The 16972-nt window shown below is 35.4% G+C and carries 14 protein-coding genes; 6 read left to right on the forward strand and 8 right to left on the reverse strand.

Annotation, left to right across the window (positions count from 1 at the left end; genetic code table 11):
• Positions 1-174: 174 nt before the first annotated feature.
• From noc to rpmH, 8 genes are all read right to left on the reverse strand, one after another.
• Positions 175-1047 carry a nucleoid occlusion protein gene (gene noc, locus ABH960_RS02915; protein ID WP_404442575.1) on the reverse strand — a complete coding sequence of 291 codons (873 nt, stop codon included), beginning with the start codon at positions 1045-1047 and terminating at the stop codon, positions 175-177.
• Between the two features lie 105 nt (positions 1048-1152).
• Positions 1153-1872 carry a 16S rRNA (guanine(527)-N(7))-methyltransferase RsmG gene (gene rsmG, locus ABH960_RS02920; protein WP_002016472.1) on the reverse strand — a complete coding sequence of 240 codons (720 nt, stop codon included), beginning with the start codon at positions 1870-1872 and terminating at the stop codon, positions 1153-1155.
• Positions 1873-1894: 22 nt separating this feature from the next.
• Positions 1895-3784, reverse strand: coding sequence for a tRNA uridine-5-carboxymethylaminomethyl(34) synthesis enzyme MnmG (gene mnmG, locus ABH960_RS02925; protein WP_002068716.1), 1890 nt, complete (start codon positions 3782-3784; stop codon positions 1895-1897).
• Between the two features lie 58 nt (positions 3785-3842).
• Positions 3843-5219 carry a tRNA uridine-5-carboxymethylaminomethyl(34) synthesis GTPase MnmE gene (gene mnmE, locus ABH960_RS02930; protein WP_002068714.1) on the reverse strand — a complete coding sequence of 459 codons (1377 nt, stop codon included), beginning with the start codon at positions 5217-5219 and terminating at the stop codon, positions 3843-3845.
• Between the two features lie 227 nt (positions 5220-5446).
• A complete protein-coding gene (gene jag / locus ABH960_RS02935) occupies positions 5447-6064 on the reverse strand; it encodes an RNA-binding cell elongation regulator Jag/EloR (RefSeq protein WP_002166368.1) in 618 nt (205 codons plus the stop codon).
• Positions 6061-6828, reverse strand: a complete 768-nt coding sequence (gene spoIIIJ / locus ABH960_RS02940) for a YidC family membrane integrase SpoIIIJ (RefSeq protein WP_002089960.1) — start codon at positions 6826-6828, stop codon at positions 6061-6063. The genes jag and spoIIIJ overlap by 4 nt, the downstream gene beginning before the upstream one ends.
• A gap of 52 nt (positions 6829-6880) precedes the next feature.
• Positions 6881-7228 (reverse strand): ribonuclease P protein component, encoded by a 348-nt coding sequence (rnpA, locus tag ABH960_RS02945; protein WP_002089963.1) that lies wholly within the window; start codon positions 7226-7228, stop codon positions 6881-6883.
• Positions 7229-7304: 76 nt separating this feature from the next.
• Positions 7305-7439: a 50S ribosomal protein L34 gene (gene rpmH / locus ABH960_RS02950; RefSeq protein ID WP_002068706.1), complete on the reverse strand. Its 135-nt coding sequence runs from the start codon at positions 7437-7439 to the stop codon at positions 7305-7307.
• Between the two features lie 563 nt (positions 7440-8002).
• On the opposite strand from rpmH, the gene dnaA reads away from it, so the two are divergent.
• The 6 genes from dnaA (at position 8003) to gyrA (ending at position 16673) form a co-directional block, all read left to right on the forward strand.
• Entirely contained in the window at positions 8003-9343 is a 1341-nt protein-coding gene (gene dnaA, locus ABH960_RS02955) for a chromosomal replication initiator protein DnaA (RefSeq protein WP_002016481.1), read from the forward strand.
• A 182-nt stretch (positions 9344-9525) separates the two neighbouring features.
• Positions 9526-10671, forward strand: a complete 1146-nt coding sequence (dnaN, locus tag ABH960_RS02960; RefSeq protein WP_002034988.1) for a DNA polymerase III subunit beta — start codon at positions 9526-9528, stop codon at positions 10669-10671.
• Between the two features lie 128 nt (positions 10672-10799).
• Positions 10800-11012 carry a S4 domain-containing protein YaaA gene (gene yaaA, locus ABH960_RS02965; protein WP_002016484.1) on the forward strand — a complete coding sequence of 71 codons (213 nt, stop codon included), beginning with the start codon at positions 10800-10802 and terminating at the stop codon, positions 11010-11012.
• Positions 11013-11024: 12 nt separating this feature from the next.
• A complete protein-coding gene (recF, locus tag ABH960_RS02970) occupies positions 11025-12152 on the forward strand; it encodes a DNA replication/repair protein RecF (RefSeq protein ID WP_002016486.1) in 1128 nt (375 codons plus the stop codon).
• Positions 12153-12190: 38 nt separating this feature from the next.
• Entirely contained in the window at positions 12191-14113 is a 1923-nt protein-coding gene (gene gyrB, locus ABH960_RS02975; RefSeq protein ID WP_002034986.1) for a DNA topoisomerase (ATP-hydrolyzing) subunit B, read from the forward strand.
• 88 nt (positions 14114-14201) lie between these two features.
• The gene (gene gyrA / locus ABH960_RS02980) at positions 14202-16673 is read left to right on the forward strand and encodes a DNA gyrase subunit A (protein WP_002016488.1); all 2472 of its coding nucleotides are present in this window, start codon (positions 14202-14204) and stop codon (positions 16671-16673) included.
• The last annotated feature ends 299 nt before the right edge of the window (positions 16674-16972 follow it).

A 16972-nucleotide genomic window follows, 5' to 3' on the forward strand; every position in this document is an offset into this window, starting at 1 on the left:
TTTCAACCTTTCTTTCTTATTCTAGAAACAATTACGTTTATTGTAACATGAAATAAAAGTTTTTCTTTTACGTCCTTATTAAACTTCAAAATTTATTTCTAAACTCCTTCTTGCTTTAACAAGAAAATATAGTAAAAGAGACCTCTCCCATAGGATAAGGTCTCTAGCACGTAATTATTTTTTCTTCGGAATTTTAATCGTAATTTGATAGTATTCATCAAACTCTTCTTCCGCAGAATTAACATTCAAACCACTATTAGCAACCATTTGTAATGATTGTCTAATTGTGTTCATAGCAATTCTCGCATCTCGACTTACTGCTTTTTGCTTCGCTTTGCGCTTTGGTTTTACTTCTTCTAGTAACTTTGCAATTCGTTCTTCTGTTTGCTTTACATTCAATTGCTTCTCCACAATCTCTTGTAAAACCTTCAGTTGTAATTCCTTATTTTTCAAAGGAATTAGGGCACGAGCATGCCGTTCTGTAATACTTTTTTCTAATAATGCACTTTTGATTTCTTCAGGCAATTTTAATAATCGCAATTTATTTGCGACTGTCGATTGTCCTTTTCCAAGTCGTTGTGCCAATGCTTCTTGTGTTAAATTATGTAACTCAATCAGCTTTTGATATGCCACAGCTTCCTCAATTGCTGTTAATTCCTCACGTTGCAAATTTTCAATTAACGCTACAGAAGCTGTCTCAGTATCATTTAAATTCTTTATTATTGCAGGAACTTTTTCCCACCCTAACTTTGTTGCTGCGCGGAAACGCCTTTCCCCGGCAATAATCTCGTACTTATCATCCTCATACTGTCTCACAACAATCGGCTGGATAAGCCCATGTGTACGAATCGTTAATGCTAGCTCCTCAATACGTGCATCGTCAAAAACTGTTCGTGGTTGATAACGGTTAGGGGTAATGTTTACTATCGGAATTTCCTGTATTTCTTCATATACCTTTTTAGCTATTTCTTCATGGCTTTCGTCTTGTAATTCGAATTCGCTCTCTTTATCTCCAAAGCCAAATAAACGAGAAAACGTATTTTTCATACATATTCCACCACCTTTTAGGCCTATTGACTGTTCTACATAAAATGTTTCCTATGAAACATTTACGTTTTCATTTATATAATTTAATCTTACGTCTAATAAGATTTATTTTTCAATAGGTAATTTATTGGGCGTTCCCGGTTTGCGTGGATATTTCTTTGGTGTCTTGCGCTTTTTCTCGATTAATAAAATATTACGCTCACTTTCTTCAAACGGTAATTGGAACGTAGACATTTCTTTCAATTCTCCGCCCAGTACCTCTAAAGCATATTTGCCATTTTCGATTTCTTCGTTAGCCGCTGCACCTTTCATTGCAATGAATGTTCCCCCTACTTTTACAAGTGGTAAACATAGCTCACTTAATACAGAAAGACGTGCAACTGCACGTGCCATTACAATATCGTATGCTTCACGTACACCTTCTTTTTTTCCAAATGTTTCAGCACGATCATGACAAAATGCAACATCACTTAATTCTAACTTTTGCGCTAAGTGATTTAAGAAATTAATACGTTTTTGTAATGAATCTACAATTGTTACTTTTAAGTGCGGGAAACAGATTTTTAAAGGGATACTTGGGAATCCAGCTCCTGCTCCAACATCACAAATAGAAAATGGTTTCGAAAAATCATAATAAAAAGCCGCTGTAACAGAATCAAAAAAGTGTTTTAAGTATACTTCTTCTTTCTCCGTAATAGCCGTTAAGTTCATTTTTTCATTCCACTCTACTAATGTTTCAAAATAGATTCCGAACTGCTCTAACTGTCTAGAAGAGAGGGAAATACCCTTCTCTTCTAGCATAGATTGAAATTGTTCTATGTTCATCTAGCAATATCTCCTTACTATGTTATTGGTTCGATACTCGTGCAATTTTTCCTTGTTCAATGTAAATAAGCAAAATGGAAACATCAGCTGGATTTACGCCAGAAATACGTGAAGCTTGCCCCATTGAAAGTGGACGAACATCTTTCAATTTCTGTCTCGCTTCTGAGGCAAGGCTAGAAATCGCATCATAATCAATATCCACAGGAATTTTTTTGTTTTCCATTTTCTTCATACGTTCTACTTGCTGTAAAGATTTTTCAATGTATCCTTCGTACTTGGTCTGAATTTCAACTTGTTCCGTAATTTCATCACTTAATGCTACTTCACTTGGTACTAAAAGATGAATATGCTCATATGTCACCTCTGGACGACGTAATAAGTCACTTGCACGTATTCCATCTTTCAATTCACTTCCGCCAATACTACGAATTAATTCTTGAACTTCAGGACGCGGTTTAATAAAAATACTCTCTAATCGTTCCTTTTCCTGTTCAATTTGTAGTTTTTTATTTGTAAATCTCTCATAACGATCTTCTTTAATTAAACCAATTTCACGACCAACCTCAGTTAGACGAAGATCTGCATTATCATGGCGTAATAATAAACGATATTCCGCACGAGACGTTAATAAACGGTATGGTTCATTTGTGCCTTTTGTTACAAGATCATCAATTAAAACACCAATATATGCATCAGCGCGACCTAAAATAACTTCTTTTTTACCTAAAGAACGACATGCTGCATTAATTCCAGCCATAAGCCCTTGTCCTGCCGCTTCTTCGTAACCAGAAGTTCCATTAATTTGTCCTGCTGTATATAAATTTTTAATTTTTTTCGTTTCAAGTGTTGGCCATAGTTGAGTTGGTACGATTGCATCATATTCAATTGCATAACCCGTACGCATCATTTCAACATTTTCCAGACCAGGAATTGTTCTAAGCATTGCACGCTGTACATCTTCTGGTAAGCTCGTCGATAAGCCTTGTACATATACTTCTTGTGTATTACGTCCTTCTGGCTCTAAGAAAATTTGATGACGTGGTTTATCATTAAATCTTACTACCTTGTCTTCAATTGAAGGGCAATATCTAGGCCCTGTTCCTTTAATCATACCAGAATACATAGCTGAGCGATGTAAGTTTTCATCTATTAAACGATGTGTTTCTGTACTTGTATACGTTAACCAACATGGAATTTGATCCATAATAAATTTTGTCGTTTCAAAAGAGAAAGCACGTGGCTTATCATCACCTGGTTGAATTTCTGTTTTACTATAATCAATCGTATTACTGTTTACACGCGGAGGTGTACCTGTTTTAAATCTAACAAGATCAAAACCAAGTTCCTCTAAGTGTTCAGATAATGTAATAGATGGTTGCTGATTATTTGGACCACTTGAATATTTTAAATCTCCCATAATAATCTCACCACGTAAAAATGTTCCCGTTGTAATTACAACTGTTTTCGCTGTGTATTCAGCACCAGCTTGCGTAATTACCCCTTTACATACACCATCTTCAATAATTAAACGCTCTACCAGACCTTGAAACAACGTTAAGTTTGGTGTTTCTTCAATTGTTTTCTTTAATTCATGCTGGTAAGAGAATTTATCAGCTTGTGCACGAAGCGCGCGTACAGCTGGTCCTTTACCCGTATTTAACATACGCATTTGAATATGTGTTTTATCAATATTGCGTCCCATTTCTCCGCCTAATGCATCAATTTCACGAACAACAATCCCTTTTGCTGGTCCACCAACAGAAGGGTTACATGGCATGAACGCTACCATATCTAAGTTAATTGTTAACATTAATGTTTTTGAGCCCATTCGTGCTGCCGCAAGACCAGCTTCACATCCTGCATGACCTGCACCGATTACTATGACATCATATAAACCGGCATTGTATCCCATTGTTTATTCCTCCTAATAACCTCTATCTTACTAAATCATCTCTGATTAAAGTTTCACTTTATTTTCCTAAACAAAATTGAGAGAACAATTGGTCAATTAAGCTTTCATGGACAGTATCACCAGTAATTTCACCAAGTATTTCCCACGCTCTTGTTAAATCAATTTGAACCATATCAATCGGAACACCATTTTCTATCGCTTCAATTGCATCGTTAATTGTTCTTCCTGCTTGTGTTAATAATCCGATATGTCTCGCATTAGACACGTATGTCATATCCGCAGAATCAATTGTTCCTTCAAAGAATAAATCAGCTATTGCCTTTTCAAGCTCATCTATTCCTTGCTCCTCAATTAAAGATGTTGTAATAACACGATTGCCTACCGCTAAATCTGTAACACGTTCCATATCAATTTCTTGCGGTAAATCTGTCTTATTTACAATGACAATGAAATCTTTTCCCTGTACGGCACGGAATAGATCCTCATCTTCATTTGTTAAAGCCTCGCTATAGTTCACTACAATTAACACTAAGTCTGCTTGACTCATCATTTCCTTCGAACGCTCTACACCAATTCGTTCAACAATATCTTCCGTTTCACGAATTCCGGCTGTATCTATAAGTTTAAGTGGTACACCACGCACATTAACGTACTCTTCAATAACATCACGAGTTGTTCCTGCAATATCAGTTACAATTGCCTTTTTCTCCTGAACAAGACTATTTAATAGCGATGATTTCCCAACGTTAGGTCTACCGATAATCGCGGTAGAAATGCCTTCACGTAAAATCTTTCCTTGCTTCGATGTTTCTAATATCTTTGCAATTTCAGCACGGACATGTGTAGCTTTCTCAATTAAAATATTATGCGTCATCTCTTCTACATCATCATATTCTGGGTAATCTATATTCACCTCAATATGAGCTAATGTTTCTAATATTTCTTGACGCAGATGGCCGATTAATTTAGATAATCGTCCTTCCATTTGGTTAATCGCTACATTCATAGCACGATCTGTTTTCGCACGGATTAAGTCCATAACAGCTTCTGCTTGTGACAAATCAATACGTCCATTTAAAAAAGCACGTTTTGTAAATTCACCAGGCTCTGCCAGTCGTGCTCCTTGCGCTAAAATAAGCTGTAATACTTTATTTACCGAAACAAGTCCACCATGACAGTTAATTTCTACTATATTTTCACGTGTAAAAGTCCTTGGTGCACGCATAATGGACACCATAACTTCTTCAATAACTTGATTTGTATCTAAATCGACAATATGACCATAATGAATTGTATGAGAAGAAACCTGTGTTAAATCCTTCCCTTTAAAAATACGATCAACTTTCTCAATCGCATCATCCCCACTTACTCGAACAATGGCAATTGCACCTTCCCCAAGTGCTGTGGAAATTGCGGCAATTGTATCAAATTCCATGTCCTTTCACCTCACTTGCTTATTTATCTCTATTTCAACATGAATTTTTTCCGTCACTAAATTATTAGGATACCATAACGAACCTATCTACAAAAGAATAATAACTCATTTTATTATGTCCTTATGTAAAAAACACTAAACTTATTCACAGTGGATAAGTTTAGTGTTTTTTAGTTATCCACATTTATTTTCTCCTCAAAAAAACCGGCACTCAATTGAGTAACCGGTCACTTGGAAGATATTACAACATACCGATGTGGTTCTTTCCCTTCAGAAGTTGTAATGATATTTTGATGATTAGATAATGCTTGGTGAATAATTTTCCGTTCAAAAGAAGGCATTGGTTCTAGAACAACTCTTTTTTTCGTACTCACTACTTGTTTTGCTAATCGATAGGAAAGAGATTCTAACGTATTTTTTCTTTTACTACGATAGTTTTCAGCATCCAGTGTAATACCAATATATTGCTTTGTATTACGGTTCGCAACAAGTTTTGTTAAATATTGTAAAGAATTTAACGTATTCCCTCTTTTACCAATTAAAACACCGATATTTTCACCAGAAATTGTAAATTCAACTTCGCGTCCTTTTACAATTTTTCTAATCTCAACTTCCACACCCATATTTTGAATAACATTTTTTAAATATTCTTCACATTCTTGGATTGGATCTTTTTTCAATACAACTTCTACAACAGCGGGGCGATTCCCAAATAAACCTAGGAACCCCCTCTTACCCTCATCGATAATATTTATATCTACTCGATCTTTCGAAGCATTTAATTGTCTTAAAGCATCTTGTACTGCCAGCTCGACTGTTTGTCCTTTAGCAGTAATCATACTCACTTGCTTGATCCTCCTGCCTTACTAGCCTTAATTTCAGGCCCTTTGATCATATACATTTGAGCGATACCAAAGATATTACCAACTACCCAGTACAATGATAGTGCTGCTGGGAAGTTAATTGCAAAGACTAAAATCATAATTGGCATAAGCCAAATCATCATTGCCATTTGCGGATTTTGTCCAGCCGTTCCTGCCATTGCAAGTTTTTGCTGAATAAACGTCGTAATAGCTGCAACAATTGGAAGGATATAGAACGGATCCGCCTGTCCTAAATCGAACCATAAAAATGTATGTTCACTAATTGCTGTTGTTCTCATAATCGCATGATAAAACGCGAATAAAATAGGCATCTGAACAAATATTGGTAAACATCCTGCTAATGGGTTTACACCATTCTTTTGATATAACTGCATCATTTCTTGTTGTAGTTTTTGCTGTGTTGCTTGATCTTTAGAACTATATTTCTCTTTTAATTTCACCATTTCTGGTTGTAACGCCTGCATTGCTTTCGTACTCTTCGTTTGTTTAATCATTAATGGTAATAATGCAAAACGAATGATAAGAGTTGTAACAACGATTGCTAAACCGTAATTACTACCAAATAATTCTGCAAAATACGTGATTAACTGAGAAAGCGGGTATACGAAATATTCATTCCAAATCCCAGTGCTTTTCGGTGTAATCGGTTGATTTGTTTCACTACAGCCGGTAGCAATTGCCATTAGCATAATAACCATGGCTAATAAACCTATTTTCTTTTTCAAAGCCTGCTCCTCCTTGTTTCGGTATGTATATAGTGTAATTCATTTCCTTACGCTACTTTTTTATTCTTTTCATACCAGAGCGTTTAAAGACATGAATTAAGCTTTTCTTTAACTCTTCATATGTCATCTCTGCACAAGGCTTCCTTGCTATTATAACAAAATCTTTTCCAGAATCTATCTCATCTTTTAATTCTATAATCGATTGGCGAATCATACGCTTAATTCGATTACGCACTACTGCATTTCCTATTTTCTTACTAACAGAAAGACCAATGCGAAAATGCGGCTGTTTTTCTTTATCTAATTTGTATACAACAAACTGGCGATTGGCATTTGATTGTCCTTTTTGGAAAACAGCCTGGAATTCATCATTCTTTTTTATACGATTTTTTTTCTTCATATCATTTGACACTCCTGTATTTCATCAGCGGAAACTCATTATTATTAGAAAAAAAGACCACTGAACGTTCAGTGGTCTACGCAGATAATACTTTTCTTCCTTTACGACGACGAGCTGCAAGCACTCTACGTCCGTTTGCTGTGCTCATACGGCTGCGGAAACCATGTACTTTGCTGCGCTTACGTTTATTTGGTTGGTAAGTTCTTTTCATTATATGACACCTCCCTGAGGAATATCTGTTAAAGACAGTCTAATAAATTATAGTAAATCAAATAGGAAAATGTCAATGGTTCTCGAAATTTTCATCAAATATTCATTTTTAACCTATTCACATACTTTTTCACAGTCCCTATATTTCCTTGTGGATAAATATTTTTTCTCTTTTTTATATCCACAAACTCTTTTTTTACTTTTACACAGTATATCGTGTTGTGGACAAGTTTATTCCACAAGGTATTGATTTTGTGGATAACTTTCTTAAATTCATTGCTATAGCTGCTTTTTTTTGATATTATAGTTGTGTTTTCACTTTGAATAAGTTTTCCACACCTTTATTTTATCCACAATTTGTGTATAACATGTGGATAGTTTAAATCACATGTGGGTAAATAGTTGTCCACATGTGTTATTTTGTCGAAAACTCTATCTCGGATACTAACGACGTTTTTATATTTTAAAATACGTTTCGTATAAATATGCATTAGAAGTATTTACAGGTTGTACAATTGTTGCGCAACCTTATTCTTTTACCATCTTTGTAAAGGAGGGACACCTTTGGAAAATATCTCTGATTTATGGAATAGTGCCTTAAAAGAATTAGAAAAAAAGGTAAGCAAGCCAAGTTATGAAACATGGTTAAAATCAACAACTGCTCATAACTTAAAAAAAGATGTATTAACTATTACAGCTCCAAATGAATTCGCTCGTGACTGGCTAGAATCTCACTATTCGGAACTAATCTCCGAAACACTTTATGATTTAACAGGGGCAAAACTAGCTATTCGTTTTATCATTCCCCAAAGTCAGGCAGAAGAGGATATAGATCTTCCTTCTGTTAAGCAAAAACACGCACATGATGAGTCTAATCACTTACCACAGAGTATGTTAAACCCAAAATATACATTTGATACATTTGTTATTGGCTCTGGTAATCGTTTTGCACATGCTGCTTCTTTAGCTGTAGCTGAAGCACCAGCTAAAGCCTATAATCCGCTCTTTATTTACGGGGGCGTTGGACTTGGAAAAACACATTTAATGCACGCAATTGGGCATTATGTAATTGAACACAACCCAAATGCAAAAGTTGTATATTTATCATCTGAAAAATTTACAAATGAATTTATTAATTCAATTCGTGATAATAAAGCTGTCGATTTTCGTAATAAATATCGTAATGTAGATGTCTTATTGATAGATGATATTCAATTTCTTGCTGGAAAAGAACAAACACAGGAAGAGTTTTTCCATACATTTAATGCGTTACATGAAGAAAGTAAACAAATTGTGATTTCAAGCGATAGACCACCAAAAGAAATCCCAACTTTAGAAGATCGCCTTCGTTCTCGCTTTGAATGGGGGTTAATTACGGACATTACGCCACCAGATTTAGAAACTAGAATCGCAATTTTACGTAAAAAAGCAAAAGCAGAAGGTCTTGATATACCAAATGAAGTTATGCTTTATATCGCAAATCAAATCGATTCAAATATTCGTGAACTAGAGGGTGCACTTATTCGAGTTGTAGCTTATTCATCTTTAATTAATAAAGATATGAATGCTGATTTAGCGGCTGAAGCGCTTAAAAATATTATTCCAAACTCTATACCTAGAATTATTTCTATTTCTGATATTCAAAAGGCTGTTGGGGGCGTCTATCAAGTAAAATTAGAAGATTTCAAAGCAAAAAAACGGACAAAATCCGTTGCATTCCCTCGCCAAATTGCGATGTATTTATCACGTGAACTTACGGACTCATCTTTGCCAAAAATAGGTGAAGAATTTGGTGGCCGCGATCATACAACAGTAATCCATGCTCACGAAAAAATTTCGAAGCTATTAAAAACGGATACTCAATTACAAAAACACGTTGAAGAAGTTAAGGATATTTTAAAATAGTAGTAGCTGAATAGTGTGAATAACTTAGCTTATTTTGCGCACAGTCTATCCACATGTAGATAGACTGTTTTTACATCTTTAAACAGGGTTATCCACATATCCACAAGCCCTATTACTATTACTACTACTTTTTTATCTTTATTAAATAAATAAAATCTTATACTTACCGGAGGTTTTTCGTTATGCGTTTTACAATACAAAAAGACTATCTTGTAAGAAGTGTACAAGATGTAATGAAGGCAGTTTCTTCTCGTACAACAATTCCAATTCTTACAGGGATTAAAGTTGTAGCAACTGAAGAAGGAGTTACTTTAACAGGTAGTGATGCAGACATCTCTATCGAATCATTTATCCCAGTCGAAGATGCTGGAAAAGAAATTGTGGAAATTGAACAATCAGGAAGTATTATTTTACAAGCAAAATATTTTAGTGAGATCGTAAAAAAATTACCTAAAGAAACTGTCGAAATTTCTGTGGAAAATCATTTTATGACAAAAATAAAATCTGGAAAATCAGAGTTCAACTTAAATGGTTTAGATGCTGCTGAATATCCGTTATTACCACAAATCGAAGAACATCATGTATTTAAGATTCCAACAGATTTACTAAAGCACATGATTCGTCAAACAGTATTTGCAGTTTCAAGTTCTGAAACAAGACCAATCTTGACAGGTGTAAACTGGAAGGTATATAACAGCGAGCTAACTTGTATTGCAACAGATAGTCACAGACTAGCACTTCGTAAAGCAAAAATCGAAGGGTATAATATTGCCGATGAATTTCAAGCGAATGTCGTTATTCCTGGTAAGAGCTTAAGTGAATTAAGTAAAATTCTAGATGAATCTGAAGAAATGGTAGATATCGTTATTACGGAGTATCAAGTATTATTCCGTACAAAACATTTATTATTCTTCTCAAGATTATTAGAAGGAAATTATCCAGATACAACGCGTTTAATTCCAGCTGAAAGTAAAACTGATATATTTGTAAATACAAAAGAATTTTTACAAGCGATCGATCGTGCGTCGTTGTTAGCAAGAGATGGTCGTAACAACGTTGTTAAATTATCGACATTAGAACAACAGATGTTAGAGATTTCTTCGAATGCACCAGAAATCGGAAAAGTAGTAGAAGAGGTTCAATGTGAAAATGTAGATGGAGAAGAATTAAAAATATCTTTTAGTGCAAAATATATGATGGACGCATTAAAGGCCTTAGATAGTACAGAAATTAAAGTTAGTTTTACTGGAGCGATGAGACCGTTTTTAATTCGCACAGTAAATGATGATTCCATTATCCAATTAATTTTACCAGTCCGTACTTACTAAGTAAGGATTAAGGGTTGCTAGTGTAAAGGTACTAGTGACCCTTATTTGATTTGTGGGGTATTACTTTCCTAATGCTAGTTTATTTAGTACAATGAAAGAATGAACACTTTCAGAAAGTGAGCGATTTTATGAAACTTATTAAGATTTCAACAGAATACATTACACTAGGACAATTTTTAAAGTTAGCTGATGTAATTGATACAGGTGGCGCTGTGAAATGGTTCTTACAAGAATATGAAGTATACGTGAATCAAGAACTTGAAAATAGAAGAGGCCGAAAGTTATATGCAAATGATATTGTTGAAATTCCGGGAAGCGGAACTTTCCAAGTTCAGGCATAAAGGGGGATCCCTTTGTTTATTACAGAAATACAATTAAAAAACTATCGCAATTATGAGCATTTAGAGCTTTCCTTTGAGGATAAAGTCAATGTAATTATTGGTGAAAATGCGCAAGGGAAAACGAATCTGATGGAAGCTATTTATGTATTGGCGATGGCGAAATCTCATAGAACTTCGAACGATCGTGAACTCATTCGTTGGGATGAGGATTATGGTAATATAAAAGGTAGATTACAAAGGCGAAATAGTTCAGTATCCTTAGAATTAAATATTTCAAAAAAAGGTAAAAAGGCAAAGTTAAATCAGTTAGAACAACAAAAATTGAGCCAGTATATTGGTGAAATGAATGTTGTTATGTTTGCCCCAGAAGATTTAAATCTTGTAAAAGGAAGCCCTCAAGTACGAAGACGCTTTTTGGATATGGAACTTGGACAAATAGCTCCGGTCTATTTGTATGAATTAAGTCAATATCAAAAGGTACTCACGCAACGAAATCATTTACTTAAGAAGATGCAAGGGAATAGTAAAAATGAGGAAACGATGTTGGATGTATTTACACTTCAACTTATTGAGCATGGTGCAAAAATTTTGCGAAAACGTTTTGAGTTTTTGCATTTACTACAAGAATGGGCTGCTCCAATTCATCGCGGAATTAGCAGGGGATTAGAGGAGTTAGAAATCGTTTATAAACCAAGTGTAGATGTATCAGAATCAATGGATTTGTCGAAAATAAAGGAAGTATACTATGAAAGTTTTCAATCTGTGAAACAACGTGAAATTTTTCGGGGTACAACTTTACTTGGTCCTCATCGTGATGATTTACAATTCTTCGTTAATAGTAAAAATGTTCAAGTCTTTGGTTCACAAGGACAACAACGAACAACCGCACTATCCCTAAAATTGGCTGAAATTGAATTGATATACTCAGAGGTTAAGGAATATCCAATTCTTTTACTAGATGATGTGTTATCAGAATTAGATGATTATCGTCAATCGCATCTGCTAAATACAATTCAAGGAAAAGTACAAACCTTTGTGACAACGACGAGTGTCGAGGGAATTGAACACGAAACATTGAAAGAAGCGAAAACAATTCATGTAACGAACGGCACGGTAGATTGTGAAATAGACAGAAAATAATTTCTGTTTAAATGGAAAAGTAGGTGATCTTTGTGTCAATGGAACAAAAGCAAATGCAGGAAAATGCATATGATGAAAGTCAGATTCAGGTGTTAGAAGGACTGGAGGCAGTTCGAAAGCGTCCTGGTATGTATATTGGTTCTACAAGTGGAAAAGGTCTTCATCACCTCGTGTGGGAAATTGTTGATAACAGTATTGATGAAGCTTTAGCAGGATATTGTGATGAAATTAATGTCAGTATTGAAGAAGATAATAGTATTGTTGTAACAGATGATGGTCGTGGTATCCCTGTTGGTATACAAGAAAAAATGGGACGTCCTGCTGTAGAAGTTATTATGACGGTACTCCATGCCGGTGGTAAATTTGGCGGTGGTGGTTATAAAGTTTCTGGTGGTTTGCATGGTGTAGGTGCATCTGTTGTAAATGCTTTATCAACAGAATTAGAGGTATTTGTACATCGAGATGGAAAAATACACTATCAAAAATATGAACGCGGGGTCCCGGCTGCGGATTTAAAAGTAATAGGTGAAACTGATCGTACAGGAACGATCACACGCTTTAAGCCAGATTCAGAAATTTTTACAGAGACGACAGAATACGAATTTGATACATTAGCGACTCGTATGCGTGAGTTGGCGTTTTTAAATCGTAATATTAAATTAACAATTGAAGATAAGCGTGAACATAAGCAAAAGAAAGAATTCCATTATGAAGGTGGAATTAAATCATATGTTGAACATTTAAATCGTTCAAAACAACCGATTCATGAAGAACCTGTATATGTTGACGGTTCAAAAGATGGGATTCAGGTTGAGGTTGCTCTTCAATATAACGAAGGCTATACAAATCATATTTATTCATTTACAAATAATATTCATACGTATGAAGGCGGTACACATGAGGTAGGTTTTAAGACTGCTCTAACACGTGTAATTAACGATTATGGTCGTAAAAATAATATTTTAAAAGATGCGGATAGTAATTTAACTGGTGAAGATGTTCGTGAAGGCTTAACAGCAATCGTGTCAATTAAGCATCCAAATCCACAATTTGAAGGACAAACAAAGACGAAACTTGGAAATAGTGAAGCGAGAACGATTACAGAGTCTGTATTCTCAGAGGCGTTTGAAAAGTTCTTACTGGAAAACCCCAATGTTGCACGTAAAATTATAGATAAAGGGACTATGGCAGCGCGTGCACGTGTAGCGGCTAAAAAGGCTCGTGAACTAACGCGCCGAAAGAGTGCTCTAGAAGTTTCAAGTTTACCAGGGAAGCTAGCTGATTGTTCTTCTAAAGATCCAGCAATTAGCGAAATTTATATCGTGGAGGGTGACTCTGCGGGCGGATCTGCAAAACAAGGACGCGATCGTCATTTTCAAGCGATTTTACCACTGAAGGGTAAAATTATTAACGTTGAAAAGGCACGTTTAGATAAGATTTTATCAAATGATGAAGTTCGTACAATTATTACAGCAATTGGTACAAATATTGGCGGGGATTTTGCTATTGAAAAAGCTCGCTATCATAAAGTTATTATTATGACAGATGCCGATGTTGATGGTGCACATATTCGTACCCTATTATTAACGTTCTTCTATCGTTATATGCGTCAAATCATTGAGTGTGGATATATATATATCGCACAGCCACCGTTGTTTAAAGTACAACAAGGTAAAAAAATTCAATATGCTTATAACAATAAAGAACTTGAAAAAATACTAGCTGAATTACCAGCTCAACCTAAGCCCGGGATTCAGCGTTATAAAGGTCTAGGGGAAATGAATCCAACTCAGCTGTGGGAGACGACAATGGACCCAGAAGTACGTTCGTTACTTCAAGTTTCCCTTCAAGATGCAATTGAAGCGGATGAAACATTTGAAATTTTGATGGGTGATAAAGTAGAGCCGCGTCGTAACTTTATCCAAGAAAATGCAAAATACGTGAAAAACCTTGATATTTAAGTGAGTAATGACAGGAATCTAAGTATTCCTGTCTTCTACATATAAATCAATGTATGTGTAACGGAAATGTAAGAGGAGGTGCTCGTTGATGTCAGACAATCAACAACAAGCACGAATTCGAGAAATTAATATTAGTCATGAAATGCGTACCTCATTTTTAGATTACGCAATGAGTGTTATCGTGTCTCGTGCATTACCAGATGTTCGTGATGGATTAAAACCAGTTCATCGTAGGGTTTTATATGCGATGAATGATTTAGGAATTACAGCTGATAAAGCATATAAGAAGTCGGCGCGTATTGTCGGCGAAGTAATTGGTAAGTATCACCCGCACGGTGATTCAGCTGTTTATGAAACAATGGTACGTATGGCACAAGATTTTAGTCAACGTTACATGCTTGTTGATGGACATGGTAATTTCGGTTCTGTTGATGGAGATTCAGCGGCAGCAATGCGTTATACAGAAGCAAGAATGTCTAAGATTTCTATGGAATTAATACGCGATATTACAAAGAATACAATTGATTATCAAGATAACTACGATGGTTCTGAAAGAGAGCCAGTTGTATTACCAGCGCGTTTCCCTAACTTATTAGTCAATGGTACGACGGGTATTGCGGTCGGTATGGCAACAAACATTCCACCGCATCAACTTGGAGAAGTAATTGATGGTGTGTTGGCATTAAGTCATAACCCTGATATCACTATCGCGGAATTAATGGAATATATTCCTGGACCAGACTTCCCAACTTCAGGTTTAATCTTAGGGCGAAGTGGAATTCGAAGAGCTTACGAAACAGGTCGCGGTTCTATTATACTTCGTGCTAAAGTTGAAATTGAAGAGAAAGCAAATGGTAAACAAACTATTATCGTAACAGAACTACCTTATCAAGTTAATAAGGCGCGATTAATTGAAAAGATCGCAGAATTAGTTCGTGATAAGAAAATTGAAGGTATTACAGATTTACGTGATGAATCAGATCGAAATGGTATGCGTATTGTTATGGAAGTACGTCGTGATGCCAATGCCAATGTACTATTAAATAATCTATATAAACATACAGCACTCCAAACAAGCTTCGGTATTAATATGTTGTCTCTTGTAAATGGAGAGCCACAAGTCTTAAATTTAAAACAAAATCTATATTATTATTTAGAGCATCAAAAGGTAGTGATTCGTAGACGTACTGCTTATGAATTAGAGAAAGCAGAAGCGCGTGCTCATATTTTAGAAGGCTTACGAATTGCTTTAGATCATCTTGATGAAGTTATTACTTTAATCCGTAGTTCAAAAACAGCTGATATTGCAAAACAAGGTTTAATGGAACGTTTCGGCTTAAGTGAGAAACAAGCGCAAGCGATTTTAGATATGCGTTTGCAACGTTTAACTGGATTAGAACGCGAAAAAATCGAACAAGAATATCAAGATTTAATGAAGATAATTGCAGAGTTAAAAGCAATTTTAGCAGACGAAGAAAAAGTTCTTGAAATTATTCGCGAGGAATTAGCTGAAGTAAAAGAGCGTTTTAATGATAAGAGAAGAACAGAAATTACAATTGGCGGTATGGAAGCTATAGAGGATGAAGATTTAATCCCAGAACAAAATATCGCAATTACACTTACTCATAATGGTTATATTAAGAGGTTACCGGCTTCTACGTACAAAACACAGAACCGTGGGGGACGTGGTGTACAAGGAATGGGTACGAATGATGATGACTTTGTCGAACATTTATTAACAACGTCTACTCATGATCATATTTTATTCTTCACAAACAAGGGTAAAGTATACCGTACAAAAGGATATGAAATTCCAGAGTATAGTCGTACAGCAAAAGGTATACCGATTATTAATCTATTAGGGGTAGATAAGGGTGAGTGGATCAACGCTATTATTCCAATTCGTGAATTTGGTGACGACCAGTTCTTATTCTTTACAACGAAACAAGGTATCTCTAAGAGAACACCACTTTCATCATTTGCCAATATACGTACAAATGGTTTAATTGCAATTTCTCTTCGTGAAGAGGATGAATTAATCTCTGTACGCTTAACATCTGGTGATAAGGATATTATCGTTGGGACAAGTAACGGTATGTTAATTCGTTTCAATGAGCAAGATGTGCGTTCAATGGGACGTAATGCGGCTGGCGTAAAAGCAATTACATTAGGTGATGAAGATCAAGTTGTAGGTATGGAAATTGTCGAAGAGGATGTAAATGTTCTAATTGTAACGAAAAATGGTTATGGAAAGCGTACACCGATTGATGAATACCGCCTGCAAAGTCGTGGTGGTAAAGGTCTGAAGACTTGTAATATTACAGATAAAAACGGTAAGTTAGTAGCGGTTAAGTCTGTAACAGGCGAAGAAGACATTATGTTAATTACAGCAGCAGGCGTTATTATTCGTATGCCGGTTGATCAAATCTCTCAAATGGGACGTAATACACAAGGTGTTCGTCTAATTCGATTAGAAGATGAGCAAGAGGTAGCGACAGTAGCAAAAGCGCAAAAAGATGAAGAAGAAGAATCTAATGAAGAGGATTCTTCTGAAGAGTAAGAGTGGGGATTTCTCCCCCTCTTATTTTTTTATAATAATACTTGCATAGCAATAGGAAAGTGTATATAATAGGAAAAGTCAGCAAATGAGAGATACAAGTTATCGAAAAAAACTTGTTGACGAAAATAATATACTATGATATATTATGAAAGTCGCTGAAACGCGATGTTGAACTTTGAAAACTAAACGAAACAAACAACGTGAAACGTCAATTTTTATTTTTAGATGCTAGACAAACTAACTTTATTGGAGAGTTTGATCCTGGCTCAGGATGAACGCTGGCGGCGTGCCTAATACAT

The organism is Bacillus sp. RC252 (assembly GCF_044909215.1).
In the GTDB taxonomy this organism is placed as follows: domain Bacteria; phylum Bacillota; class Bacilli; order Bacillales; family Bacillaceae_G; genus Bacillus_A; species Bacillus_A mycoides.